General features: G+C 52.9%; 27 protein-coding genes. 12 read left to right on the top strand and 15 right to left on the bottom strand.

Annotated elements, in window-relative coordinates:
* Positions 1–26 precede the first annotated feature (26 nt).
* Positions 27–125 (top strand): 50S ribosomal protein bL37, encoded by a 99-nt coding sequence (locus FYZ48_RS29865; RefSeq protein WP_002645378.1) that lies wholly within the window; start codon positions 27–29, stop codon positions 123–125.
* A gap of 92 nt (positions 126–217) precedes the next feature.
* Here FYZ48_RS29865 and FYZ48_RS06995 read toward each other — a convergent pair whose 3' ends face one another.
* The 11 genes from FYZ48_RS06995 to FYZ48_RS29200 form a co-directional block, all read right to left on the bottom strand.
* Entirely contained in the window at positions 218–862 is a 645-nt protein-coding gene (locus tag FYZ48_RS06995; RefSeq protein ID WP_149338783.1) for an RNA polymerase sigma factor, read from the bottom strand.
* 57 nt (positions 863–919) lie between these two features.
* Positions 920–1,717, bottom strand: coding sequence for a hypothetical protein (locus FYZ48_RS06990; protein ID WP_149338781.1), 798 nt, complete (start codon positions 1,715–1,717; stop codon positions 920–922).
* Positions 1,714–3,702, bottom strand: coding sequence for a serine/threonine protein kinase (locus FYZ48_RS06985; protein WP_187781904.1), 1,989 nt, complete (start codon positions 3,700–3,702; stop codon positions 1,714–1,716). The genes FYZ48_RS06990 and FYZ48_RS06985 overlap by 4 nt, the downstream gene beginning before the upstream one ends.
* 108 nt (positions 3,703–3,810) lie before the next feature.
* A complete protein-coding gene (locus tag FYZ48_RS06980; protein ID WP_149338776.1) occupies positions 3,811–4,035 on the bottom strand; it encodes a PLDc N-terminal domain-containing protein in 225 nt (74 codons plus the stop codon).
* A gap of 56 nt (positions 4,036–4,091) precedes the next feature.
* The gene (locus tag FYZ48_RS06975; RefSeq protein ID WP_149338774.1) at positions 4,092–4,760 is read right to left on the bottom strand and encodes a hypothetical protein; all 669 of its coding nucleotides are present in this window, start codon (positions 4,758–4,760) and stop codon (positions 4,092–4,094) included.
* A gap of 217 nt (positions 4,761–4,977) precedes the next feature.
* Positions 4,978–5,784: a hypothetical protein gene (locus FYZ48_RS06970; RefSeq protein WP_149338772.1), complete on the bottom strand. Its 807-nt coding sequence runs from the start codon at positions 5,782–5,784 to the stop codon at positions 4,978–4,980.
* A 202-nt stretch (positions 5,785–5,986) separates the two neighbouring features.
* Positions 5,987–7,069, bottom strand: coding sequence for a dipeptidase (locus FYZ48_RS06965; protein ID WP_149338770.1), 1,083 nt, complete (start codon positions 7,067–7,069; stop codon positions 5,987–5,989).
* Positions 7,070–7,146: 77 nt separating this feature from the next.
* The gene (locus FYZ48_RS06960) at positions 7,147–7,632 is read right to left on the bottom strand and encodes a DUF423 domain-containing protein (RefSeq protein ID WP_145045420.1); all 486 of its coding nucleotides are present in this window, start codon (positions 7,630–7,632) and stop codon (positions 7,147–7,149) included.
* A gap of 50 nt (positions 7,633–7,682) precedes the next feature.
* Positions 7,683–8,264: a DJ-1/PfpI family protein gene (locus tag FYZ48_RS06955; protein ID WP_145443222.1), complete on the bottom strand. Its 582-nt coding sequence runs from the start codon at positions 8,262–8,264 to the stop codon at positions 7,683–7,685.
* A 102-nt stretch (positions 8,265–8,366) separates the two neighbouring features.
* On the bottom strand, positions 8,367–9,245 hold the full coding sequence (locus FYZ48_RS06950; RefSeq protein WP_149338767.1) for a sulfite exporter TauE/SafE family protein: 879 nt from the start codon (positions 9,243–9,245) through the stop codon (positions 8,367–8,369).
* Positions 9,246–9,257: 12 nt separating this feature from the next.
* Positions 9,258–9,404: a hypothetical protein gene (locus FYZ48_RS29200; protein WP_187781903.1), complete on the bottom strand. Its 147-nt coding sequence runs from the start codon at positions 9,402–9,404 to the stop codon at positions 9,258–9,260.
* Positions 9,405–9,595: 191 nt separating this feature from the next.
* Between FYZ48_RS29200 and dprA the strand changes: the two genes are divergently transcribed.
* The 4 genes from dprA to FYZ48_RS06930 are packed head-to-tail and all read left to right on the top strand — an operon-like array spanning position 9,596 to position 13,040.
* Complete coding sequence (dprA, locus tag FYZ48_RS06945) at positions 9,596–10,726, top strand: DNA-processing protein DprA (protein ID WP_145443939.1); 1,131 nt, start codon at positions 9,596–9,598, stop codon at positions 10,724–10,726.
* 35 nt (positions 10,727–10,761) lie between these two features.
* Positions 10,762–11,433 (top strand): class I SAM-dependent methyltransferase, encoded by a 672-nt coding sequence (locus tag FYZ48_RS06940; RefSeq protein WP_198422183.1) that lies wholly within the window; start codon positions 10,762–10,764, stop codon positions 11,431–11,433.
* Between the two features lie 11 nt (positions 11,434–11,444).
* Positions 11,445–12,269, top strand: coding sequence for a ferritin-like domain-containing protein (locus FYZ48_RS06935; protein WP_149338765.1), 825 nt, complete (start codon positions 11,445–11,447; stop codon positions 12,267–12,269).
* Positions 12,270–12,293: 24 nt separating this feature from the next.
* Positions 12,294–13,040 carry a hypothetical protein gene (locus FYZ48_RS06930; protein ID WP_149338763.1) on the top strand — a complete coding sequence of 249 codons (747 nt, stop codon included), beginning with the start codon at positions 12,294–12,296 and terminating at the stop codon, positions 13,038–13,040.
* A 38-nt stretch (positions 13,041–13,078) separates the two neighbouring features.
* On the opposite strand, the gene FYZ48_RS06925 is transcribed toward FYZ48_RS06930, so the two are convergent.
* Both FYZ48_RS06925 and FYZ48_RS06920 read right to left on the bottom strand, forming a co-directional pair.
* The gene (locus FYZ48_RS06925) at positions 13,079–14,593 is read right to left on the bottom strand and encodes a sulfatase family protein (RefSeq protein WP_149338761.1); all 1,515 of its coding nucleotides are present in this window, start codon (positions 14,591–14,593) and stop codon (positions 13,079–13,081) included.
* Positions 14,594–14,642: 49 nt separating this feature from the next.
* Positions 14,643–17,768 carry a PVC-type heme-binding CxxCH protein gene (locus FYZ48_RS06920; RefSeq protein ID WP_149338759.1) on the bottom strand — a complete coding sequence of 1,042 codons (3,126 nt, stop codon included), beginning with the start codon at positions 17,766–17,768 and terminating at the stop codon, positions 14,643–14,645.
* Between the two features lie 410 nt (positions 17,769–18,178).
* On the opposite strand from FYZ48_RS06920, the gene FYZ48_RS06915 reads away from it, so the two are divergent.
* From FYZ48_RS06915 to FYZ48_RS06885, 7 genes are all read left to right on the top strand, one after another.
* Positions 18,179–18,562: a LexA family protein gene (locus FYZ48_RS06915; protein ID WP_149338757.1), complete on the top strand. Its 384-nt coding sequence runs from the start codon at positions 18,179–18,181 to the stop codon at positions 18,560–18,562.
* Positions 18,563–18,640: 78 nt separating this feature from the next.
* Positions 18,641–19,276: a hypothetical protein gene (locus FYZ48_RS06910; RefSeq protein ID WP_149338755.1), complete on the top strand. Its 636-nt coding sequence runs from the start codon at positions 18,641–18,643 to the stop codon at positions 19,274–19,276.
* Positions 19,277–19,342: 66 nt separating this feature from the next.
* The gene (locus FYZ48_RS06905; RefSeq protein WP_149338752.1) at positions 19,343–20,458 is read left to right on the top strand and encodes a hypothetical protein; all 1,116 of its coding nucleotides are present in this window, start codon (positions 19,343–19,345) and stop codon (positions 20,456–20,458) included.
* 173 nt (positions 20,459–20,631) lie between these two features.
* A complete protein-coding gene (locus FYZ48_RS06900) occupies positions 20,632–21,963 on the top strand; it encodes a Gfo/Idh/MocA family protein (RefSeq protein ID WP_187781902.1) in 1,332 nt (443 codons plus the stop codon).
* 8 nt (positions 21,964–21,971) lie between these two features.
* Entirely contained in the window at positions 21,972–22,526 is a 555-nt protein-coding gene (locus tag FYZ48_RS06895) for a 2OG-Fe(II) oxygenase (RefSeq protein ID WP_149338750.1), read from the top strand.
* Between the two features lie 94 nt (positions 22,527–22,620).
* Positions 22,621–23,373, top strand: coding sequence for a hypothetical protein (locus FYZ48_RS06890; protein WP_149338748.1), 753 nt, complete (start codon positions 22,621–22,623; stop codon positions 23,371–23,373).
* A 118-nt stretch (positions 23,374–23,491) separates the two neighbouring features.
* The gene (locus tag FYZ48_RS06885) at positions 23,492–24,073 is read left to right on the top strand and encodes a hypothetical protein (protein ID WP_149338746.1); all 582 of its coding nucleotides are present in this window, start codon (positions 23,492–23,494) and stop codon (positions 24,071–24,073) included.
* A gap of 23 nt (positions 24,074–24,096) precedes the next feature.
* On the opposite strand, the gene FYZ48_RS06880 is transcribed toward FYZ48_RS06885, so the two are convergent.
* Positions 24,097–24,780 (bottom strand): class I SAM-dependent methyltransferase, encoded by a 684-nt coding sequence (locus tag FYZ48_RS06880; RefSeq protein WP_149338743.1) that lies wholly within the window; start codon positions 24,778–24,780, stop codon positions 24,097–24,099.
* A complete protein-coding gene (locus FYZ48_RS06875) occupies positions 24,777–26,729 on the bottom strand; it encodes a glycosyltransferase (protein ID WP_149338739.1) in 1,953 nt (650 codons plus the stop codon). Before FYZ48_RS06875 ends, FYZ48_RS06880 begins: the two co-directional genes overlap by 4 nt.
* Positions 26,730–26,756 lie beyond the last annotated feature (27 nt).

The raw sequence follows: 26,756 nt of genomic DNA, 5'->3' as shown, positions 1-26,756 counted from the left end.
TTTGAAGACCATCGAAGGATAATGTCATGGCTAAAACACAGCGTAAACTGAAAAAAGCAAACCACGGTCGCCGTCCTGCCAGTGCCAAAGCACGCAAGGCTAAACGGAAGCACATCAAGTTCTAAGTTGATGTCGCAGCGTTAGTTGCGGACCCGAGAAACATGAAAACCTCGTCCGGGATGTTCGGATGAGGTTTTTTTGCTGCGCCCAGCGAGATTCAATTCAGCCCCAGTCCCTGCAGGTCGGCATCGAGAATCTGGGCGGTTTTGATGGCATCCTTCAGTTTGCCGACCACAAAATGCTTATGATTGGCAACCGCCTGCTCAGTAATCTGCAGCGTGGCAGCGACTTCTTTATTCGCTCTGCCCGAGACGAACAACTGCTCCATGCACTCCAGTCGCTCGAATTCGCCGTTCTTGATCCAGCCCTGAATCAGATCCGACAGGCTTTCGCTGATGACCTGCTCTTCTTTGCTTTTACGCTCCTTGCTCCGTGCCAGACTGGAAGCCACACGGGTCCGTCCTGCCGGTTCCCGGTAGCTTTCCCGCTCACCGTTTTCGTGGGGGAACAGGGGGATCGTCGGGCGTCGTCCCTGTTTTCGCAGCAGGTCTGTCAGCTTATGCGAGGCGATGGCGAACAGAAATGATTCCAGCGGCGTATTCGCATCGTAGTTGGGAATACTGATCAGAAAGCCCATGAACGTTTCCTGGACGACATCTTCGCTGCTGGCACGATTCCGCAGGCGGCTGTCGACGAATGCCAGCAGTCGACCTTCAAAACGCGCGATCAACTCGGCCCAGGCGTCAGAGTCGCCTTGCCTGATTTGTGACACGAGGAGTTGATCGGCTTCGTCAATCGGCATGAGAGCTTCGTCTATTTCCGCAGGAATGAAGAGAGTTCAGTCAGCCAGGATTGTAGCCTATTGATGCGAGGCTCTCAAATACACGGTCGTTCCCAGGCAGAGCAGCGTCACAAATGCAAAAGCGCCCCCCAGCCAGATCACCCGCTGATTTCCCGCCTGCAGTTTCCATTTCGTATAAAACGTCTGCTTCACTGAGGGAGAGAGTTCGACTTCCACATAAGCACGGTACATATCCTGCTTAAAAGATTCACCCGATTTCAAGACATCACCAAAGTCATGCTCGATCGTCTGGTAATAGCTCCGCCGCATGGCGACTTGTCTGACCAGTTCCGGGCTGAGCGTTCTGGCATCTGATGAGTACTGTGGATGCTCTGCACTAAGAGTTTCTTCGAATTTCACACGTGCTCTCCCCAGTGCATCCTGAAATGCTTCGGCCGGAGTCGCAAACAGTCCTGATTGAAAGACCTGCTTCATGCCTCCTGAACCTTCCTGACTGGAATTGACCCACTCGGGCAGCGGTTCCGCTTTTTTAGGCTGGTCAGCCTTGGGAGCGTCATGCGGCTTAGGTGCAACTAAAGGCAGTTCGGGCAGCGGAATCGATGACTCCTCTACCAGTGTCTCAGGTGCTTTGACGGCAACTGCTGTTGTCCCCTGTACCACAGTCGCTTGTGAATTACTTTCCATGCTGACGTAAGACACGGCCAGCACAGCGGGAATAAATGCCACGAGGCAAACGCCCACAATCGCAAGGAACCGGGCTTTGTATTTCACCATCAGGAAACTCAGAACTGCAATGATTACGGCAATGGAAATCAGAGCCATAAAACTCATGGATACACTGTCTTGGGGACTCATGTCTGTACCTCCTGCATTTCAATCGCACGCTGATCGGGATGGATCCAGGAAGCAGACAACTGGACGACACTGGAAATAATCGCGGCCCAGGTCAGCCCCATTACAACCGGGAAGGCCCAGATGGCTGTGATGACGTAAGCCACGAAAACCGTCAGCAGGACAGAACGGACTCTGAATTTTCGCGGGCGGAAGGCATCAGCGTGCCACCACCAGCGACGGAAACAGAACAGCAACCCGAAGAACACGACGTAGGAAATCAACGTAGGTTGTCCATTCGGCAGCACCAGAGAATAAGGTCCAATCACGTTGAACAGGGGTTTTAATCCCAGATACATTCCTCGAGAACTCGGCAGGTCGGTCAGTAACAGTTCGGTCTGCAACAGATAGATCAGTGAGCCGACGACGACGCCCGCACCCAGCCAGATAATCCGACGCGTACTCTGATCGAACGACTTGCCTTCCGTGAGCTTGGCTACCAGTAACGCACCCCAGGCAGCGATCAACGTACCGAAAGTAAGCAGTCCAAAGGGGGCCAGATCGGTGCCACTCCAGAAGCCGTTAGCGATACGTCCATCGGTGAAGCAGACCACTCCAGCTGTGATGACCAAAGTGCAGACGACTGCTTTGACGATGGAATTGCAGATATCATATGTTCGAGCGCGCCGGGACACCGAACGGGGCGTCAGCGGCGTCAGGTTTCTGGAAAAACGCGGTTTACGACGGTGCTGTTCGCGGACCCGCCGACGTTCTGCATCTGCCTTCTGTTGTTCCCGCTCGCGGATGATCTGTGTCTCCTGCAGAACCTGTTCGCGATAAGCCTGGGCTTCGGCCTGATTCTGCTGTGTGGGCTGTTTATCCCAGAGATCGCTGATCGGGGGAGGCCCTTTCACGATGGCGCTAAACAGTCCGGAGAAGAGCATTCGACTTGAACCCGCGGTAAGCAGAAGTCCGCCACAAAAAGCACAGATCAAAATTCCCGACGCGAAGAGCGGCGCACCGGCGAAAACTCCCACCACGGCCATGAGCAGTCCAAAAGCGAGCATCACGATCAGTAGAATGGCCGGCAGTAACAGCAGGCTGTATGCCCAGTGTTTGTCTGATTGCGCTATGTTAGAATCCGTGACTCTGGAAGGCTGCTCATTGACTGCTTCGTATTCGAAAGAGTCATTGGGAATTTCCGTAACAGTGTCGCGTTGGAACAGAGCTCGCTCGAATTCGCGTTTGAATTGTTTGATGTCAGAGATTCGCTGCTGTGGATCTTTTTCCAGAGCCCGTCCCACAACGGCTCTCAGGTGAGCAGGCAGACGACTGAGATCCGGCTTCTCAGAGAGATGTTTCATCAGAATCTCTGCCGTCGATTCCCCGTCGAAGGGAACGACGCCGGTTACCATCTCGTAAACCAGGACACCTGCCGCGTAGACATCGACTTCCTTCCCGTAACGCCCTCGTGCGACTTCAGGCGCCATGTAGTGCACTGTGCCCACGCTCTGCGTATTTGCGCTGCGGCGGCTGTGGGTAATAAACTTGGACAGACCCACGTCACCGACTTTGATGATCTCGCCATCCCGAAAAACGTTAGACGGTTTCAAATCCCGGTGTACGAGACCGCGGCTGTGCAGATACGACAGGCCTTCAGAAATTCCGGAGAGCCAATACCGGACCTGTTCCATCGGCATGCCGTCGGGATACTGTTGCAGGGCCTTGTCCAGTCCCTGGCCCGAGACGTATTCCATCACCACCCAGTGATCGCCGTCCCGGTCCGTTTTGACATCAAAGATGGTTACCAGGTTGGGATGTTTGAGATTCAGGCACTGTGTGACTCCCCGCAGTTCGACGTCCATGTTCTGCTGCAGCAGTTTTAAGGCAACCTCTTTACCGGAATCGGTCAGGGCGTAGTACACCTCACCAAATCCGCCCCGATCGATGGCGCGTTTGATCGTAAATCCTTCAAGAGGCTTTGATTCTGGTGCGAAGGTGAATTTCATGGCCGCTTCCATCCGTTAAACAACGTTGTTGTTGTACGGTACTGTTTCTAATGACTCTGTTTGAATAACGTTCACAAAGTCATCCTGGTTCATAGTTTTTCGTAAGTTTTACTGCCCCGTCTGCTTAATTCGTTCCGGTCGACGCACAATGTAGTACAGCAAGGCTCCCAGTGCCTGCAGGAGAATAATCACAACGGCCCAGATAATTTTATCATTTCCCTCTGAGGGCTCGTATTTCAGGCAGTCAATCAGCATCCAGATCCAGAACACAAAATAAAGGACCGTAAAGGCCAGTGAGAATAAAAATAGAATGAGACTTATGATTGAGAACATGATGCCGATTTCCATAGTACAAACTGTGTTGTTACGCGAGACAACCCCGAAGCAGATTAAACAATAACCTCCCAGCGAAAGCGAAGTTCAGGACCACTCACCAGGCAACCCGGGGTTAAAACGGCTCCCTGTGAGGCAGGCTCCTCATTCACATAGATCTCCTGTCGCGAACGACAGAGGACCTGGTCTCCCTGGCGGTAAATCACGACTGATCCCGGCCAGTTCTTACAGACAATATGATTTTCTCCGGTAGCGCCCAGCAGGCAGTTGTCGGCCATCAGTACGATTCCATCCAGCCGTTGCTGGGGCTGATGGAAACTGGTGAACTCCAGACAGGCAGATGTGCTGAGCGCGGTTGGCTGGGTAAATGACAGGATGGTGTCCTGATTCAGTTTAAGCGTCGCCCGGTCCGACAGCAAGACCCGGTCGTTGACGGGGTGTTCCTGGCACAGTACCGGCGCATGGGCTTCCAGATAGTAACTTTCTCCGGAACGGGTAATCGTTGCATGGTGTCGCGACAGGTTCGACAGTAAGGCCAGATCAGCCCATTCAGAACGTAGTGGGCTGCTGGAACCTGGTTTCCCCGGGCCCCCGATTCGCAGGGTCTCCTGCAGATAAACCAGCCAGGTGCCGACTCCGTCAATCCACAGCAGGTAATTCGTACCCGCATCAGTGGGGGCAGCAGACTGCCGGTCGTCTCTGGATGTGGGAGAAAAGAAGCCCAATGAAATTCCCCTGGGAAAGCGCGGATGTGTCAGGAACCGGCGGTCCGGTTACCCTCTCATTTTAACGGATTAGAAAACGAATTGTGCGAAAGAATCCTGTTTTTACTGCGGTATTTACTGTTTTTCAAACCAGGCAACGGGGGCAGGCAGTCTTGTTTTACAACAAATCCTGCCTGCCACCCCCTCGCGCCTATGGTTCGCTACGATCACACAGCGATTATTGTGCAACGACTTTGTCGCCGGACTTCAGTTTGAAGTATTCATCCATCTGCTTTACGACATCCCGTTTTTCTTCCACTTTAGTGTCGACGGGAATCAGACCGGTGAACTTGCCTTCGGCGTCCAGCAGCTTCTCTTTGACGTCCAGCTGCTTATTCAGATCGCGGATCAGACCTTTGGCTCGCGTGAGCTGTGAGTTGTCGATCTGAAGATTGCTGACCGTTTCCGCAGCCTGAACTGATTTGAGACGTGCTTCCAGCTGTTCGATCTGTACTTCCAGGTCCATCTTGGCAGACAGCATGTTTTCCAGCTTTTCGCGATTGGCATCCAGTGCTTTTTCGCGGGCTTTCAAAATCTGCTGGTTGCGTTTCAGGGTATCGGAAGCAACCTTAAAACGATCAAACCGTTGTGCCAGGTCATTGCGAATGTCATCCTTGGAATAAGTCCGACTCGCATAAACGAACTCTGTGTCGTTCGACTCCAGGTCAGACCGCAGCGTGAACATGGCCTCTTTCTGCTGTTTCATCGCCAGCTCTGAGTCATGCATTTCCTGTTGCAGGGTTTCTACATCCACCTGCTGCTCAGCGATCACGTGCATGCAACGCCGGATATCCGGGACCAGATCTTCTACCATCTTACGGGCACGTTCGACTTCAAAATCGACGGGAACTTCCGATTTCACAGCTTCCCGTACCGAATTGCCGGCCGTCTTCATGTAGCTCACAACATCACGGCCAAAGACGAAGGTTCCCAGCGTGGCCAGCACTGCAGCACCTATCAAGATTTTCTTGCCAAAAAATAACATTGTCCAGACTCCCTCACTCCAAGATATGTTCGATTCGGAACCGTAGGCCAAACCGATCGGCCACGTTACAAAGAGTGATTCGCTGGAGAAAATCGATTATTGACCGTTTTTCAAAAGTTTTGACGCGGTAAAAGAAAAACGCCGTATCCTGCTATGACATAGAGGGATACGGCGTCTTGTTTTGTTCGATTAATGTCGGAATTTAGCCGGCTGGCAGTGCTTTCAGGAAGAAATCGATAAAGTTCTGCGACATAATGCCTTTGACGTCCGCCTCGCTGTAGCCCCGCTTTTCCAGGATACTGGCGTACATCTCAAGGTCCGCAATCGTATCCAGATCGTGTGGCGTCTGTTCTTTGCCGAAACCACCGTCGAGGTCAGTTCCCATCCCGCAATGCTTTGCATTACCTGCCAGCTGACAGATGTGGTCGGTATGGTTGGCGATATCTTCGACGGAGGTCGTCTTGGGGTCAGAAACGCCGATTGTCCAGCCTGGTTTGATCATCCAGTTATCGAAAGCACAGCCAATGACGGCTCCACGTTCGATCAGGGCTTTGATCTGGTCATCGGTCAGCTGACGATCCGCATCCACCAGCGCACGGCAGTTATGATGACTGGCCAGCACAGGTCCCTGGAAAATCTCCAGAGCTTCCCAGAAGGACTGATCAGCCAGGTGGGTTACGTCCAGCAACATGCCGACCCGATCCATCTCTTTCAACAGTGCGGGGCCTTCCTCTTTGAGACCACCGGTACTGCCCGTTCCGTAGCAGTACGGACCAGGGCCATAATGTGCGGGGCCCAGAATCCGCAGGCCGGCATCGAACCAGTGTTCGATCTGACCGGGTGAGAGGATCGGCGGAGCCCCTTCCATACTCAGAATGAACCCGATGGGAATCGTGCTGCCTTCTTCGCGGGCAGCTGCCTCGTTGGCTTCCCACTCCTCGACGTGACTTTTCAGTGTATTACTGTCTGGAATTTCCCGCAGAACCCCCTTCTCCACCATGGCTCGATAATAGGCCAGCTGTCCCATGGCGACCCCATAGGCGGCTTCGCGGGACTGATAATGTGTCAGTGCCGCATCCTTGCGGTGCAGGCGGGGCAGCAACGTGGAGATGGTCATTCCCACGCCCCCTTTGCGAAGTGCATGCCAGGAAACCGTGGCTTCGCCGGGAATAATGTTTTCGAACTGTCGTTCAAATTTACGAATTTCGCTGACCGGTAGTTCCAGGTCACGGTTCCATTCACAGGCATTCCAGGCCATATCAAGGTGGGCGTCAAAAATCAGCATGAATGTTCTATCCTGAATGTAGGTAGGGATGACCAGGTTCGGTCATCATGATAAGTCAGAGCCACGCAGAGGCGGCTTCAGGTCGAGGCAGGAGTCTCAGGGCCGTCTGTTTCAATTGTTGAGCCACCGCCACAGGAACAGACGCCTGCCGCAAGTGAAAACCAGCCTACAATCAACAGTGTGCCCCCGATGGGCGCGATCGCTCCCCAGAAAGTTTGACCGCTTAAGGTTAAAACGTAAAGACTGCCGGAGAAAAAAATGATTCCCAGCAGAAAACACCAGCCGGCAATGTTGAGCAGCTTCTGTTTTCGCGAAGTCACACCTGCAAAACCAACGGCCAGCAGCGCCAGTGAATGGTACATCTGGTACTGTGCGCCGGTTTTGAAGTCGTTCAGGTATTTCTGGGCAGCGGGCACTTCGACGCCGGTCACCGTTTTTACCTGGCCCGCATATTTTTCTGCAAAGTAACCATCGATTCCATGCGCAGCGAAGGCGCCTAGAATGACGGCCAGTCCACCCAGGGCCGCGCCAATTGTCGACCAGTTAAGAGAGCAGCAGGACATCAGTTTGTCTCCAGAATTAATTGTATGATAGCCAGTTCGGCTGACGAACATCAGAGTTCGATTTTTGTTCCCAGTACCTTCAGGAAAGCAGCCAGCCACTGCGGATGAGCGGGCCAGGCAGGCGATGAAACCAGGTTTCCATCCACGTGCACGCCATCAATGGCTGTTTCCACATAAGTTCCACCTGCCAGATTCACTTCAGGTCCGCAGGCAGGATACGCAGTACAGCTGCGATCTTTGAGTACTCCCGCCGCTGCCAGCAGTTGCAGCCCGTGACAGACGGCGGCCACCGGTTTGTCGGCTTCGAAGAAGCTGCGCGTGATTTCAAGTACGCGCTCATTGAGACGAATGTATTCGGGAGCCCGTCCGCCGGGAATCAAGAGACCGGTGTAATCGTCGGGATTGACCTCTGAGAAAGTCGCATTCAGGGTGAAGTTGTGTCCCCGTTTTTCGGAATACGTCTGATCCCCTTCGAAGTCGTGGATCGAAGTCCGGATGATGTCCCCTGCTTTTTTATCCGGACAGACAACGTCGACCTGGTAACCGACCATCGTCAGCGCCTGGAAAGGCACCATGATTTCGTAGTCCTCGACATAATCGCCGGCTAAAAACAGAATTGATTTTGCTGCCATGAATACATCTCCCTCGTAAAAAACAGATCAGTGCCTGCGATCAGGAATGTACCTTTCCTGTCCGAGGGTCTCTGATGCTGTGAGATCAGGTTCGAATCGATTTCAGCTGACCAGCATATAGATCAGCCGTATTCCAATCATAAGAGCCACCGAAAGTAATAACCAGCCAAACTGCTGTCTCAACTGCAGGCCTTTGAGACGGGAGTTCAGGTCCGAGCCCAGTCGCGCGCCGATGGTCCCCCCCAGCAGGAGAGCGATTACAATTTCGATACTGACATTGCCGTGCAGGGCGTGGGCAATCGTCGATTGAAAAGCCACAATCCAGACAATCACCAGGCTGCAGGTGATGGCGCGATGTGTGGGAATTCCCAGGCCAAAAATCAGCATGGGCAGCAGCAGGATTCCCCCACTGATGCCCAGCAGGCCCGAAATCAGCCCGAGCGCCAATCCGAACCAGGCGATCACCGGAATGGAAAGCGTCCCCTCGAACAGGTTGGGGAAAGTAGCTACCGGCGGGATGAGAAAGCGGTTTTTGAAAATCGCGTCCTTCAATTCTGAGTCCGGTCGACGTGCGCTTCTCAGGGAGATGATGGCCAGTGTCAGCAGCATCAGAAAATAGACAACCAGCACCACGAGATCCGCTACAATAATCGGCTGTCCGTTCAACTGGATCTTTGCGGAATTCTTTGCTTTTTCCAGAATGCTGGTCCCGGCGATTACGCCGAGGAACAGTCCTCCCGTGATGACCAGGGGAAAAGCAAGGTCCCGGATTTTGATCTTCCGAGCAAGCAGAGAGGTGGTCGCCGGTCCCAGAATCTGGCAGGCACTGGAGCCGACAGCCAGTTCCATGGGGACACCCAGGACGATATTCAGAATCGGGACGAGCAGAAAACCGCCCCCGACACCGAACATGCCTGCCAGGAAGCCGATCGCGCCCCCGGCCAGCGAAATCAGCAGAAAATCAAACAATCCCACGCTCATTTTCGCACCGCCTCAAATCTGGTAGTCGGGGAAAATGTAGTCGTCATCAGAGTTATTGTTCGAGCGATCTTGCCATTGATTGAAAATCCAGTTCACGATCACTCCCCATAACACGGGGATAATGATGCAGGCGATGATAAAAAATATCTTATCCAGCATGTACCTGGCCTTCCTGGAAATTCAAAACGATGTGCTTCGTGTTTAGAGGCAAACGGCGGTTGCTGTCAAGTGTCAGACTCCCCTTCCCTGAGATTGAGCATTGATCTTAGTTGTTTTTTCATGACTTTTATGGGAACATGTACGCACGTTAATATAAATGTCTGCCTGTTCTCATCGAGTGTGATCCGCATATGCCAGCCGAATCCTCTGAATCAGACCAGTTACTGCTGGATCAGATCCAGCTTAATCTGATTCAGGGAGTCGGACCGCGCATTCGGCGTTCCCTGCTGGATCAGTTTGGAACACCCAGTCAAATCTTAAATGCCCCTCGACAGGATCTGCTGAACGTACCGGGAATCGGCGAAAAGCTGGCCAACGCCATCATCTATCGTACCTCCAAATCGACGGCTGAAGAAGAACTGCAGCGCTGTCGCGCCGCAGGATACCAGCTGCTGTTTGAAGAGTCAGATGCTTACCCATCCCTCTTAAGGGAGATGCCCGATCCCCCTGCCCTGCTCTACTGCCAAGGAGAGATCCTGCCCGAAGACGAACTGGCGGTTGCGATTGTCGGTTCACGAAAGTGTACGCATTACGGGTTGCAGCAGGCCGAAAAAATGGCAGCCGCCCTGGCCCGTGCTGGTGTGACAGTAGTGAGTGGACTGGCACGGGGCATTGATCAGGCCGCTCATCGGGGCGCTCTCAAAGCCGGAGGCCGAACGATCGCCGTTATGGCAACCGGGCTCTCCCATATTTATCCTCCCGAGCATCGCGAACTATCCGAGCAGGTCTCCGCACAAGGGGCCCTGGTAACCGAGTTTCCTCTCGACCAGGCTCCCGTGGCCGGACTGTTTCCACAGCGTAACCGGATTATCAGCGGACTGTCGATGGGCGTGCTGTTGATTGAAGCGGGCCGTAAAAGTGGCGCCCTGCATACAGCCCGACATGCTTACGAACAGGGGCGAGACGTATTCGCTGTTCCGGGACGAATAGATCACCCGGCGAGTGCCGGCTGTCATGATCTGATTCGCGATGGCGCCATGCTTGTCCGCAGCGTGGAGGATGTACTGGAAGGCTTGAGTCCCGCTAAAACTCCGGTGAAGGTCTCAGAAAACCGCGAAGTGCATACGCCGCGCGAACTCTCTCTGAGCGATTTTGAACGGGATGTGCTGAATTTGGTCACACTCGAGCCGCAGCATTTGAATGAAATCGTGCAATCCAGTAATCTCGACTCGTCCCGCATTCTCTCCACCTTGACGGTTCTGGAAATGCGGAAGGTCGTGAAACGTCTGCCGGGCGGGTTTCTTGTCAGAGCCACCGGCTGATCTGAACTCTGTCATTGCATCGAATGCCATCCTCTATGAACCAGGACTCTGCAGATACCGCCCCCGGACAGGCGGTCTACACGAGAAAAATGCTTTCTATCTACGATATCTGGGTTCTGGGAATTTCCAACTCCCTGATCTGGAAATGTCGCACCAAACAGATTTTGCACTGGATGAACCAGAGCCTGACGGCCAATCACCTCGATGTCGGCGTGGGCACCGGTTATTATCTGGAGCATTGCACCTTTCCGAGTTCTGAAGTCCGTCTGGGACTTCTGGATTTGAATCCCAACAGTCTGGCGGCCGCCGCCAGTCGGAGCGCACGCTACCAGCCGGAAGTCTATCAGGCCGATGTACTGGCTCCCCTGCCCCAGCAGTCACGCCCTTTCGATTCAGTCAGTCTGAATTATCTGCTGCATTGTCTACCCGGCGATCTGACATCAAAAGTAAAGTTGTTCGATCATCTGGGGCCCTGGTTAAACCCGGGCGCCATCATCTCCGGAGCTACGATTTTGAGTCAGGGAGTCCCGCGAGGCTTTTCGGCCCGACGTCTGATGAACTTTTATAACCGGAAAAAGATCTTCGCAAATACGTCGGACAGTCTGGATGAGTTACAATCCCAACTCGCAAGTCGCTATACTGACGTGGAAGTGAAAGTGACTGGCTGTGTTGCCCTCTTTCGCGCCCGCACACCTTCACCTGATTAACGATCATCGACATGGAAATACGCGCCTTCGCCGAACGGGTTCTTTTGAGTGAGACTCTGGAAGAGAAACTGCTTCCCGCCCCTGAAGTACTGACTGACGAACATCCAGGAGATCCTTTGCGTATTCAGGAACCAGGGCGACCGGCTAACCTGAAGTTCGCTCCCCCGCGAACCGCCCCCGGTATGCCGAAACCCTCTGCTCTGATGGAACAGGACAAGCGGGCCCTGGCACATCACATCATGGCGAATCATGAACTGCAGGCCCTGGAAGTGATGGCCTATATTCTGTGCGCCTTCCCTGATGCCCCGGCAGAGTTTCGCCAGGGAATGTGTAACATCATGGCAGATGAGCAAAGACACACGCGCATGCATAAGGAACGTGCCTCCGTGCTGGGGCTGGAGTTCGGAAGCCTCCCCGTGAACTGCTACATCTGGAAGAAAGCACTGAGTTACGAAAGTCTGCTGGACTATCTCGCCGGTCTGCCACTCACGTTCGAAGGTCGTAATCTGGATCATACCCTGGAATTCGAACAGTATTTTCTCGATGCAGGCGACCAACGAAGTGCCGCGTTAATGAAGGTCGTCTATCGCGATGAGATTCAGCACGTCGCCTTTGGCCTGCACTGGCTGCGACAGTTAAAACCCGACCACCTCTCTGACTGGGAGACCTACGAACAACATCTGCACTGGCCAGTGCGAGCTGCTCTGTCGGTCGGGGATACCTTCAACCGTGAGGGACGCAAGGAAACGGGAATGACTGACGAATTCATTGAGCAACTCTACCAGGCCGCTCAGACCGATCAGCCCCCCAATCAGAAGCCCAAGAAACTGGATTAGACTCACAAACCAGGAAAACCGAGCATGCCGCCACGATGCAAACCAGTCTGGGACAAAGTGATCTTTGTAGACTGGCATGGCGTGCTGTCCCGCGACCCCTTCTGGCTCTCTATCCTCCATAACAGCGACCATCCCCTGCACTTCCAACTGACGGAGGCAGCCGAAGTCCTGTTTCAAGACGAGTCGCTGATCCATGACTGGATGCGGGGAGATGTTTCTGCGAACCAGGTTATAGACAGATTAGATGTCAAACTGGATGACTCATTTCCCCCTGACTATCTGAGTCGCAAGCTGGTAGAGGACTGTCAGTTGATGCAGGTCAATCAACGGCTGGTTCAGATTTTGCGTGAGATCCGGCAGCAGGGAATTGGAATCGTCCTGGCGACCGACAATATGGACTGTTTTCGGGAGGCACTTCTAGACGCAAACGCGCAGAGACCGATAACAACTCAATCCGTGGAAGCGGAAACTCTCTCGTTCCGTCAAGTTTCTCAATTATTTGATGAAGTGCTTTGTTCCTGCAGCCAACGTGTGCTGAAACGCGAGAACCCAGAACGGTTTTACGGCAGCTGGCTGAGCTCGCATACGCTTGAATTCGCGGACACCTTGCTGCTGGATGACCTCGAGGTTAACTGCAGTGCATTTCAAAAAGCAGGGGGGAACGCCATCCCAATCACCGATCGGTTATCTGAAAACGATTTGTCTTTGTTAAAGACTCAAATTCAAAACTGGAATTCTGAGCACTGTCAGAGCTCACTCAGACAATGCTGAATCAAAGTTGAGACATTTGGATTAAAACAGCAGGCCTTCTATTTCACCGGATTCTGCTTTCGTTTTTTGCGTTTCTTTTCCAGGCTCGGGTGTTTCGGACCACCGCCCAGGTAGGGATGTTTTTCCAGTTCGTCTCCCTGTCCCAGTTCGCGGGGGTCATGAGTGGCAACCAGCTTTTGATGCAGTTCCTTCGCGAGCCTGGCTTTGATCATCTGATACATGGGATCCTGGGCTACGTTCTGTAGCTGATCGGGATCATTCCGCAGATCGTATAATTCTTCTGCAGGCAACTTGCCGAAGGCCAGTTCATACAGTCGGCGATGTTCCGCATCCTTATCTTTATGGGTAACCATATAGGTCTTGGTCGGGCCATTGTCACAATCCCCATACCAGGTGCCCGGAATGGCTGCTTTGGTGTAGTTGGGTGTTCCCGCAGGCCAGCGATCAGGCCGGTAATTGTGGATATAAAGAAAATCGTCCGTCCGAATCGCACGGCAGGGGTAGCCTCCCATGTCAGGTTCTTCCTGTGAGGGAACGTGTCGCTCCTTACCAAAGAAGATTTCAGCGTGGTCAGCTACGATGCGTCCCGACCCGGGCGCATCCAGAACAGGCATCAGACTCTTGCCGGTGACGTCCTGTGGAATTTCGACACCAGCGGCTTCATAGAATGTGGGGGCGAGGTCAATCAGACTGACGAAGTCCGTCACACTCCGATTGGGCTGAATGTGAGAGGGCCAGCGCGCCGCCAGGGGAACGCGGGTGCCGGTATCATACAGGCAGCTCTTGCCACGAGGGAAAGGCATACCGTGGTCGCCGGTCATGAAAATGATGGTATTGTCCAGTTCGCCTTTTTCTTCCAGCAGTTTCAGCGCGTCCCCCACGAGCTGGTCGAACCGTTGGACTTCAAAGTAATAGTCGGCGACGTCGCTACGGACTTCCTCTGCGTCAGGAAAACAGGCGGGCAGTTTGATTTTGCTCAAATCCATGCCACTTTCTACACCCGATCCTGGGGCGTACGGGCGGTGGGGATCACTACTGCCTAACCAGAAACAGAAGGGCTCAACTCCGTCCCGCTGATTGAGGAAGTCCTGAAAGTTTTTGAATCGTTTTCCGGCCAGTTCGCGGGAGCGGGTTTCGGTACGCCCCGGTCCCCAGGCTTTCCCCGTGTGTCCTACGGTGTAACCGTGTGACTTCAGAATCTCCGGATACGTCGTGAGACGATCCGGAAAAATACAGTGCAGGTTCGCTCCCGCATCGAGTTGCCAGTGATATTTGCCGGTTAGAATGGCACCACGGGAAGGCGTGCAGGACGGGGACGAGACGTAAGCATTCTGAAACAACACTCCTTCGCGGGCGAGCCGATCGAAGGTGGAAGTTTTAACGACAGGGTCGCCATAAGCACCGGCATGTGGCCAGCCCCAGTCGTCGGCAATCGCAAACAGAATATTGGGACGTTTCGAATTTTCTGCAGACTGAGCTGCGGAAGTTGGAATCAGATTAAATGCCAGCGTCAGACAGAACAACAGACGCAGCCAGAGAGAACCATTAAACATAGCGCACCTTTAACGGTAAGGAATTCAGAAAACGTTTCTGAGGTCCACTTTACTTGCGGTTCTGGAGGTAAGCAAGTAAATCCCGAATTTCCTGCGGGGTCAGGCGCTGTTCGAGGCCCTTAGGCATGATGGATGTCGGCGATTCCTTCATGACCTCGATTTCATCGCGGGCGATGCGCACTTCCGAGAGGTCAGCAGTGCGCAGGTAAACGGTGTCCGTCGATTCGCGGCTGATGACGCCTGTATAAATACGACCGGAATCTGTGACCACCAGGTAAGAACGATACCCGCGGGCAAAGCTGGCACTGGGGAGCGCAATTGCTTCCAGCAGATCAGTCCCGGTACGGATGGCACCGATACGCGTCAGGTCGGGGCCCACTTTCCCCCCCTGATCCTCGACAGCATGACAGCCGGAGCAGGCCGCTTTCTTGCCAAAGAAGATTTTTCGTCCCTCCTCAATGTGCCCCTGTGTCAACAGCGGCTTCAGTGATTCCAGATGTGCTTTCTGCTGAGCGAGGTCGACCCCCAGTTTTTTCAGCAGGGGATCTGCTGCTTTCTGGACCGGTTCCGGATACTTCTTGAGCAGACTGGCCAGCTCATCTGCAGAGAGGTTCGTGGCAGCGGATGAAGCGTTCAATGCATTGATCAGTGCCAGCCCAACCGGTTCAGCGTTACTTTTGGTGTAGGCTCTTAACAGAACGGGTAAGGCCAGGGGACCGGGGGCATCGAGCTGTTTTGATAATTGAATCAGCTGACCTTCAGATAATGGCAGACCCGCCAGGGCCCGGGCTGCCGCCAGTCGATCCAGGGGCGGATATTCTTCGCTCATGCGTGCAATCAGAAAATCGAAAGGTTCAGCCTCGACAGATTTTAATTGAGAACCGGCTGCCGACAATGCTTCAATTCTGAGTGTTGCTGGCTGCTGAGTGTCGAGCGCCAGAGATGTTAGCAGACCACTTAACTCGGGCAGATCATTAGTTTGTGCAATGCGAATCACCAAAATTTGCAGTTCTGGGTCCTGAGATTTCAGCGTCGATTCCAATGCCTGTCGCCAGGCTACGGGGAACTCTTTCAGAGCGGAACGTTGAATTACTTCCAGCAGGATACCCTTCGCGGAACGCGACGTGTTTGAATTCGTTAAAGCCTGGGCAATCAATGTCTGGACTTCCGGGTCAGCGGCTTGCGCGATCAGGAAGCCTCGCAGGACGGCGGCTCGTTCTGCACTCAAGGCGTCTTCACTCAGCCAGGTTTTCAGCAGGCTCAGTGTTTCACCAGCCCAGCCTTCATGTTCGCCAATAATGGTCAATGCTTCTTTCTGCAGCGCCGGATCGTCGGTGTCGAGCAGGGGGGTAACCAGATCGCGTGTCAGGTTGCCCGAGTTCATCTGATCCAGGGTGATCAGGGCCGCGCGACGAACAGCCGGGCTTGAGTCACTCAGGCCCGCCAGAATCAGATCACGTTGGTCAATGCGGATCAGTGCATAAATCAGGGCGTGTTCCAGCGTACGATCGGGAGTTCCTTTGATCGCCTGGAAAAGCGACTCGACAACGGTTTTCAGTTCTGCGTTGGAGATCGTATCGCCCCGCTGTCCCGCTTCACAGATGCGTCCCAGGGCGGTAGCCGCATTTCGTTGAATTGCTGGATTCTCAGATTTCAGGAGCTGAGTCAACTGGGTGACGGAACTCGCATCCCGCAGTGTGCCGAGACTCTTGGCCGCCGTCATCTGCACGGAAGCCGAGGAATTCAGACCGTTCTGAATCGCGGTTCGTGCTTTGTCGCTGCCTATACGAGTCAGGGTCCAGACCGCGTTGCGTTTACTGGTATCGTTATAGAAAGAGCCTGCGGGAGCAGCGACAACTTTGGACAACATCGGAACGGCACGATCGCCGGCTTTGGCCAGTTCATCGATGGCCTTTCGTTGCACGAACGGACGTGAGTCATTCAGGAGTTGAATTTTTCGTTCGGGAGATAATGATTTCCAGTCGAGCGCCAGACCGTAGGGATCCTGTACCGGGGGAGTACCCGATTTTCGAATGCGGTAGATGGCGCCATGGATATCTGGTTTCGAGATCTGTGACTGCGGACAGCCGATGCGGAACCAGCCTCCGGTATTGATCACCAGCAGACTGCCATCTGCGTCTTCGATGACATCGGTGGGATGGAAGTCGGGGTCATCAGAGACGAGGAAGTCTTCCTCTTTCGTTTCAAAGGTGGCCCCACTGCGCACCAGCTGCGTACGAATCACTTTATGAGTGTTGAAGATGGACGTGAAGATGTTTCCCTGGTATTCAGGGCCGAACTGAGGCGATCGATAACGCAGCATCCCCGAAACTGCGACATGTCCAAAGCGGGTGATCGGACCCAAGAGGTCCCCCGTGCGTTTGAACTCAGCCACACAGTCTTCAAAGTGGGGATATACCCCCCCTTCCAGCCAGTGAACCAGACAGTCGACACGCGGACGCGTGAGCAGGATATTGACAGAGCCGATCATTTCCCCTTCCGGCGTGAAGTCAATTTCCACCGGGTTATCCATACCACCGCCGCAGTGGACTTCAATATCAGAGCCATCCGGATTGCAGGAGAAGATTCGGGCAGCCAGTCCTTTGCTGGTGACTTTTCCCGACTTGTCTTTGAATTCGTGACCATGGCGGCCATCACACCAGTAGAGTCGTCCTTCCGGTCCGCGAAAGCAGCCATGAATACTGGCAGCGTTTCCGGAGAAGCCAAACGAATCGACGATGATCTTACGCTCATCGGCAACGCCATCGTCGTCATGGTCGGTGAGTTTCCAGATGTTAGGAGGGCTGGCAACATACAGTGATCCATCATGCCAGAGCGCACCCATGGGTAAGGTCAGCTTATCCGCAAAGACGGTGCTCTTGTCAAAACGTCCATCGCCGTCCAGGTCCTCCAGCATGCGGATCATGCTTTTGGGCTCTTTGATTAACTGAGGAGCCCGCGTATTTTCACCGGAACTCTCAGCAATGAACAGTCGGCCGCGATCGTCGAAGCCCGCCATCATCGGGTATTTGGTGAGCTCACTGTTGGTGACTCGTTCGATTGTGAAGCCTGCGGGCACGCGAGGCATTTCTTCGGCGTGGGTGACTGTATTGAGGGACAACACAATCAGAGACAGACAACTTAGAACGGAAATGCGAGTCATTTGAATCGTCACGGCTGGCACCTTAGTAGAGGCAGGAATGAAACGGTCGCACTCTGTTATTTAAGACATCAGAGTTAGAAGAGTTGATATTGTAAACAAAGTAAAGAATGTTCACAAACAGGAAATCCAAGTTTTCCTGATTTCTCCGTTTGTGAGAACGCGTGATTTTGTGAGTCCGCATGACAGCTTTTCTCATGTCCCCTTGCGATCTGAAGTTCCTACGCGAAAAAAATAAAAAATTGTGATCTTTTCTAAGCGAAAATTGGCGGGAAAGTTCGCCGGAAATCGTCAATCGGCGGCAGACGGCGGGATCTGACGTTCCCCTGTTTTGAGCCCTCCGCTGAAAAAATTTGATCGCTTTTTTACCGCTATAATTCCTCACGTAACGCACATCCAATCACCTCAAAACGGGAGACAGACACATGGAATCAGCAGGAGTCATTACACGTCAGAAACTGACTGAGAAACAGCACGCGATCTATTCCTTCATTAAACAGGAAATCACCGAACATCGACTCTCACCCACTGTGCGCGAAATTGCGGATCGCTTCGGTATTCGCTCCTCCAATGGTGTGATGTGTCACCTGCGTGCCTTGGAACGGAAGGGCTGGATCAAACGGGATTACTACCTCTCCCGCGGCATCACGCTGGTGGCAGAACCCGTCACGCAGTTTCTCACACTGACTCCTGGTGAAGCAGGGTGCCTGGGTGATGTCTATGTCGGTTGTGTGGGAGTCGAAGATCGCAGTGTGACTCTCGAGTTCATCGCTCCCGACACGATGGGAGAGGTTCAGAAAGATCTCTGAGGTATACGGTCAGTCAACTGAGTTAACGTATAATGAATAAAACAGGACTTGAGACCTTTGATTATGGATAAGGCAGGAATGAAACACGAAACGGAAAAGAATGATCACGCTTCTCTGTCGCAGGTAGATTTGCCCACTCAACTGCAACAGAGTTTCGCAAACCTGGTTCTGATTGAGGATGAGTACGATGGTCTGTCGTCTATCGAGGCGACCACCGATGTGCAGCATTGCCGTGACTTAATGGAGGACCAGGAGCGGCAGATCAATCAACTTATGCGAAAGCTGAATCAGGAAAAGTCTCGGCTCAAGCGTCTGCAGGGGGATCTGGAAGAGGCCGAGGTCTGTCTGTCGATGGCACAGTCCTATGAAGCGGCATTGGCTGGCTGGAGAGAATCACTCAATGCGTTTGATGCACTCCAACGCGAGTCTCTGAATCAGCAGCACAGTTTCTCGCTGGCCGAGCAGGCCTGGGAAGACTTGCAGCATGTCGAGCAGCAGGCTCTGAGGGAACTTGAATCCGCGACGACCTATGAAACGATTCATACTCCTTACGGATCAACGACGGTTCCCAGGCAGGAAGGTATGCTGCCTGATGAAATCTCAATCGAACTCTTGGGCGATTATCTACCTGTCTCAATCGAGACAGACGGCGCCCGTCTTTCCCTGGAACAGTGCACTGACGGGACGGCGACTTACACGGTGCACTGCTCCTGATTGAATCACGATGCTGATCACGGCTGCTTATTTTCAAAAACCTCTTTCTGCAGGAAGAATACGTAGATGAATCAATACCAGAGCCAACCAGACTATGTTTCGAACACATATCGTACCATCAGCGGACAACTGGCTGAGTGGGGCATCGAGTTCAGCCCCGATCGCGTTGCTGATCTGAACCCGGAGCAACAGAGTCATCTGCAAACCTGGATCAACGCTGGTGTCGACGCCGACGAAGAATGCCGGGCTGAGTTCGCGTCGTTACCCGAATTCATGGAAAGCGAAATACTGGAAATGAGGGGAATCCTGGCTACAGAACCCCGGGAAACGATTATCGAGCAGGGCATCAATGCCTGCGAGTCGCAGGCCCCGATTGCAGACAACCCTTATCTGTTTGATACCACAGGCTGGCACCTCTGGCGTCAGGCTTATTGTCGCTGGCACCATGGTGAGTCACTGGATTTCTCAGATGAAGAGTTGCCATCTGTTACTGATCAAGGGCAATCCGAAACTGACATTGACGTAGAGAGCGATGTGGAGAACTTGATTCGACTGGCACCAGAACTGGTCAAGGTGGAACGTTCATTGAAAAAATTGCGCCGCAAAGTCAAACAGGCTAAATCGCAACGCAAGCAGTTACTCTCACAGTTGTCGCATTCACTTGAAACGATCTCTCAAGAAGTGGAAGTTGAGCAAATGCAGCTTTCATCCGCTGTTTCAGATTGCGAGCAGACAAGATCCGTTCCGAAGCCTGCCAGAGTCATCACTGAGGGCGAGACAGAGGTCGTCCGTATTCCTGTGACCGGACCAGAAACGAATCGGATCGAAATCCTGTTGGCGCAGAATTCAGCGGGGGACTGGCGTTCTGGTTCTCGCTGGTCAGTCGAAACCGATACTCGGATCGGAAAGCGTTTGAGTGGTGGTGTGTCCCTCGATCAAAGTTCGCAGTCTTTCCCCTCACAAACAGCAGCTCTGCTCAATGCAGTACTGGTTCTCAGTCGTGGTCTGATTGGAAATGCCGAGGTTGAGGGGCAGGTGATTGACTATCTGAATCTGCTGGAAGAGTCACCCGGACAGATCGCGGTTTGCGGGAAATGTGGAAACCACTGGTTGCAAGACGACCTGGACGCACATGAGATCTGTCCGGATTGCCAGCCAGTGATTGATTCAGCACAGAACTGAGACTACTGTAGAAATTCTGTGAGCCCGTTGATTTGTCTTGCGATGCGTGATCGATCTTGCGATAGTTTAAGTAAGTTAATTAAACGCATTTCCAGCGGGATGGCCATATTCTTCAGAGGGGGAAGCCTACAGTGCAAGATAAATCCAGCCAAACAGACAAGACACATTCTACCATGAACCGCAGACGATTCCTGGCAACCTCTGCGTCTGCGGCTGCCGCCATCGGTTTTGGTGCCCCCGCCATCGTTCGTGGGACCAATTTGAACGAAAAACTGAATATCGCCATCATTGGATCCGGGGGCAGGGGGGGCAGTAATCTGCGCAATGTTTCCTCTGAAAACATTACCGTGCTGTGTGATGTCAATGAACAGAATCTGTTTCGAGCCTCACAGAGCCACCCCAAGGCTAAGAAGTTCAAAGATTTTCGGGAAGTCTATGATCACCCCGATCAGTTCGACGCAGTCGTGGTCAGCACGTGCGAGCATACCCATGCTTTCGCAACACTCCCGGCCCTGCAGATGAAAAAACATGTCTATTGTGAAAAGCCATTGACACACAGTGTCTGGGAAGCGCGTGTGATCCGGGATGCGGCGCGTGAAGCAGGTGTGGCGACACAAATGGGAACTCAGATTCATGCCGGTGAGAACTATCGGCGTGTGGTCGAGTTAATTGAGACCGGAGCCATTGGTCCTGTTCAGGAAGCGCATGTCTGGGTTTCCCGAGCCTGGGGCTGGCATCCGTCAGAAGAAGCTGCCCGGGCTGCGAAAGATCTCGTCTATTCAGAAAAACGTCCCAGTCATAGCGATGAGATTCCCAAGGGGCTGGACTGGGATCTCTGGTTGGGTCCCGCTCCGGAGCGGCCATTCAACAATATCTATTTCCCCGGTCCCAAATGGTATCGCTGGTGGGATTTTGGGAACGGGACCATGTCCGACCTGGGCAGCCACTGGATTGATCTACCCTTCTGGGCTTTAAAACTCGATTACCCGTTGACCATTGAAGCCGCTGGTCCACCCATCCAGAAAGAGATCGCACCTGCCTCTATGCAGGCGGTTTACGAGTATGGGCAGCGTGGAGATCTGCCACCCGTCACCGTGGGCTGGTACCAGGGAACCAATAAACCTAAACTCTGGGAAGAGGGGAAAATTCCCCAATGGGGAAATGGGGTCCTCTTTGTCGGCGAAAAAGGGATGTTGCTGTCTGACTACAGCAAACACGTTCTCCTGCCTGAGAATGAGTATGCCGACTTTAAACCGCCCGAACCCTACATCCCCAAGTCGCTGGGTCATCATGCTGAGTGGATCCATGCCTGTAAAACCGGCGCACCCACGACCTGCAATTTCGAATATGCAGGTCTGCTGACCGAGGCAAATCATCTGGGGAATGTCGCTTACCGCACGGGGAAAAAGCTGCATTGGGATACACAGACCATGCGTGCCACGAACGCTCCGGAATCAGATCAGTACATCCGTCGCGAATATCGCAAGGGGTGGAAGCTGATTTAGGTCTCATTTTGAAACAACCAGTAACAATGCTCGATCAGGAGATCTTCTGGATCGAGCATTTTTTTTCGGCAACAGAGTGCCAGGACTATATCAATTATAGTGAATACCTCGGCTATGAAACCGCAGACGTCGATGTCTATGGTGTCAGAAAGCAGATGGATCAGATTCGTACCAATGAGCGGGCGGACATCGAATCCCAGAAGACTGCTGACGATTTGTGGGAAAAACTCCAGCAGTACACATTACCAGAATCAGACCTGGGAACTGCCGTGGGTTTGAGTCCTTTCATTCGTTTCTACAGATACAGCGGGCCTCAAAAATTTAATATGCATAAGGACGGCACAAAACAGCTTCCGGGATGTGAATCCCGTTTTACTTTTCTGATCTATCTCAATACGGTTGAGCAGGGAGGAGAAACGGTATTTCGAAAAAATGATATTCGTGTCAAACCACAGGCAGGTTGCGGTTTATTATTTGCACACAAGTTGTGGCACTCCGGGACACCAGTGGCAGGAGAGGAAGCCAAGTATGTCCTGCGATCGGATCTACTTTATCATGTGTGACTGGTTGTCATTTAAATTCGAGACTGACCAACGCTTCTGAATTAGACAGCGCACGTAAATGAGTCTCTGTCAATCTGGTAGAAAGGGCTGTTTCATGTTTGGCTGGTTCCGTTCAAAGCCGACTTGTCCAGTTACTGCTGAGGAGAAATCCTGGATTGAAGAACGCTTTACCTGGCTCATTGACGAGTTTGGTATGCAACGTCTGACGAAAGGGACTTTTATTTTACCCACTGCTGAATTTTTTCCTGATCATTATGATCTCACACATGGAAGTATTCGCAGCCTGATGAATCGGGTCGCAGAGTATATGGACGTCGATCCCGTAGACTTACGATTGAGATTCTACGAAGAAGCCAGACCCGAGTTCGAAGGAATGATGACCGAGGGATCTGCAGGTCTGTACGACAAGGTGGGAAACAAGCATGAGATCTGGCTCGAATTGAATACTCTGGAAGACCCTCTCAGAGCAGTCGCAACACTCGCACACGAAATCGGGCATGTACTCCTGCTGGGAGAGCGACGGATTTCAGCTGATGAAGAAGATCACGAAATGCTGACGGATCTAATCACGGTTTATATGGGAATGGGGCTCTTTCCTGCCAATATGGTCATGCAGGAAAGCTACTGGGATGATGGTCCTTTGTCCGGTTGGAGTATGTCCCGTCAGGGATATTTGAGTATGAACATGTTCGGATATGCATTTGCTTTATATGCGATCGCACGAGGTGAGCTCTCTCCCAAATGGTTATCTCAGCTACGTCTGGATGTACGATCGGCGTGTAAACAGGGCATGCATTACATCAATGCAACTGGAGATTGCAGCTGTCCTTTTGTAACTCCCCGGTAAGTATTTTTCTTTGCATCAGTGATTTCAATCGCTGTCTGATTTGCTATTCTTTGGAACTATAGACACTCTGATCAAATCAGAGTTATTTATCAGCATGCCAATTCACAGGTCAGACGCGATGCCTACACCAACGGAAACTCTCTGGGGATTACCAGTCAAATTGCAATCTCTGATCCAGGCAGAACTCAATGAAAAAGAACGGATTTCCTGGGTCGGTACGCCGGATCCAAAACGTTTTGGCATGCGTGCCTGGCCGATGGTGCTGTTTGGAATTCCCTGGACTGCATTTGCTTTGTTCTGGATCGCAGGAGCGTCGGGTTTTAAAATTCCAGACTTCAACAAAGGGTTTGATTTCTTTCCACTATTTGGACTTCCTTTTGTGTTCATTGGGCTTGGGCTGCTTACTTCGCCTGTCTGGATGATGAAGAAAGCCAGGAATACAGCCTACGTGCTCACCACGGATCGCGCCATCATCTTTGAAAAAAAACTGGCTACTGCAATTCGATCTTTCGAACCGGAGCAACTCCGTAACCTGCGACGTACACAATGGGACGACGGTGGAGGAGATCTGATTTTTGAGCGTCAGGTCGCAGTCGACAATAACCAACAGCGGCAACAGACCGACATTGGTTTTTTGGCGATTCCGGATGTGAAAAAAGTAGAGACTTTGGTACGAGAACTTACTGAGTCTTCACTATGATCTTTCTGATTGAAATCAGGGATTTATAGTAGAACCTGGCCATGCTTTCTTACGGCCATTACTATCCCACCTTTTATCTTCGCGGCCTGTTCGTCGTCTATCAGTTCCGCGCCTGCTGTATTTGAAGTGTGGATAATTTCCCCGAACTGAGAAAACAGCCCTTTGAACTCCGACAGGCTACAGTCAAACACATTGTCCGCCGGCTTGTTCCCGGAGAAGTCCGTCCGGATCTGCAGCACGAACGTGCCGCCCGGCTTCAGGAATTCAAACAGTTTGCCCGTCTCCTCTTCGATGTCGATCCCCATGCGGGAAATGCCGCTCAGCTCGTAGTGATACCAGCTCATTCCCCGTACGAAAATCAGGTCGAAGTACCCGTGATCGAAGAACCTCCCGAGATCCAGGGCGTTGGCAGCGATGAATGTCGCACCAGAACCCCTCTCCTTCGCCGCCTCGATGCCTTTCTCGGAAAAGTCGACGCCATACACGCCCAGACCGAACGAAGCCAGTAGAACGGAATGGTGGCCTTCACCGCAACCCAGCTCTAACACCCTGTCGCCGGGAGTCAGCCCGAACCGGGATACTATGCTTTCCTGTAGCCAGCGCGTCACTTTGTCCGTGTTGTACTTCCAGCCATTACCCGATCCATACTTCTGGTCATAGAATGACGAATTGCGGGTTCTGCTGTGATCGATCTTGTTTGACATCATCTCCCTTTCAGGACTTCAAGTTCTTTATCGTTTCGGTGTTTGGCTAAACCACCGATCGAGTGATCCGGTCCCTTCTTCTGTCGTTCAATGCTTTCGACGGTCCATTGCTTGATCTGCTCGCGGAAATCTGAGCCGTGCCCGCTGGTCACCTGGTCGTTTGAAAGCGACGGATTGTGGAGTCTTCTCAGCGCTACTACATCGCTCAGAGCTGCCGCCTTGAACCCTGCCAGAATCGCCCGCTCATAGAATTCACTGTCAGCCCCTGCTTTCCAGGGGGCCATGCCGTTGCAACTTTCGTAGACAGACTTACTGATCAGAGCAGTTGAATTAACGATATTCCCCGAAGGGCTGCCGAACCGCACGATCCCCGAGTAATGATAGGGCTTCATCGAGAGTGCGTTTTTCATTTTTCGATTGTCGTCGCCATAAGTGACGAACTGTTCCATCGCACCACCGACGATCTGGTAGCCCTGGTCGACGGCCTGAAAGCTCTTGTAGAACCGCATCGGGAGCGAGATGTCGTCCGAGTCCTGGTTTGCAAAGTAATCGTGTTCCAGGTGGTCGAACAGGCGGTTCAATGTGACGTATGGCCCCACGGGGCCGTCGGCGTTTTTATAAAGCCTGACATTATTCAATCGAGAGTATTCCCGCCCGATGGGGTCTGACTCCATTCCGTCGTTGACTAAGTGAATTGTCGTCTCAACAAAGTTCTGATTGAGCACCGACTTGATTGAGTCTTCCAGATAATGGTAGTTCGGCAGGTTGTACGGCAGGATCACATCGCAGGAGAACGTTTCCCGGTGCCTTTTTGGCTCGATGCTCGCGGTGATTGTAGGGATCAGTTTCGGGAGAGCCTGCCCCTGAAGCTCCGATTTGGAATCACCCTCTGGCTTACATCCAGTTCGAGACTCGAAGAAATGCCGAGCGACTTTCATGACTTCGGAAACACCAGCGACAGCAGACCAGGTGAGCGGCTTGCCGGGGGGGCTGTCGATGTGCTTCTGGAAATCAAAGCCTGCCGTTTTCAGGACCTCATATCGACTCACCTGCTGACGATCTCCATGGTCGCCGTGATAGAGGTGCCGTACCACTCCGGGCACGCTGTCGATTCTAAGTCCGCTTTTCTCCCAGCGCCGCATCATCACGCTGTCGCCACCGCCGAGAATGTTCTCTTCGTGGAGTCCATCCTTCCCAAGGAGGGACCTCCGAAACGCCACCGCACCGCCCGGCATTCCCGGCCTGCCTTTGGATGACCTCGCGAAACTGGGGTAAGACTTCTCGACGCTCCCTGTCTCTGTCTCATATTCGACTGAGTCGAAGCATTGCACGACGTCGGCGGCCTCCAGTCTCCGGAGCGTGTCGCGAAACCAGTTGCAGTTCCGAAAGATCAGGTCGGCATCAACCACTGCCACTGCATCGACCGTTTCCGGCAGTTGATCGATCGCGATATTCAGCAGCCGCTCTTTCTGCCAAATGAAACGCGCGGATTCATCGCCGCTGATTTTGATCGAATCGTCAAACAGAAACTCGCCGTTAATCGACAGCTCGCAGAACTGCACCGGCACGTTGATCGATTCGCGGAAGCGACGCGCATTTTCCGCTACCCTGGGATCGGACAGGGGGTTGAAGCAACAGGAGATGACCACGAGGTTCTGAACCTGCTGCCGTCTGGCTTCAGGTCTCTCTGAGCGTTGCGGTCGCCGCGGCTCCGGGGCAGGGGGGGCAGGCACCGGCGGCGGTGCTTTCCCTTCCCATACCGGGCAGCTGTTGCTCTGCGGTTTTGCGAAGTCGGCACAGTTCGACCCGTGCGTCTGGCATCGCTGACCGCTCCGCCTGGGGCAATTATTACAGGCGAAGATCCGCTCGCTGAATTGTGCCGCCGCTACTTCACTGTTGTCAAATCGTCGAAACTGATTCAGGGCATGTAAGATGCCCGCGTCTTGTTGCATCGTCTGGGGTTTCTTTTTTCAAAATGT

It is taken from the genome of Gimesia chilikensis (genome assembly GCF_008329715.1).
Taxonomy (GTDB): Bacteria; Planctomycetota; Planctomycetia; order Planctomycetales; family Planctomycetaceae; genus Gimesia; species Gimesia chilikensis.
The sequence above is the reverse complement of the archived record's forward strand: the minus strand, read 5'-3'. Positions and strand labels throughout refer to the sequence as shown.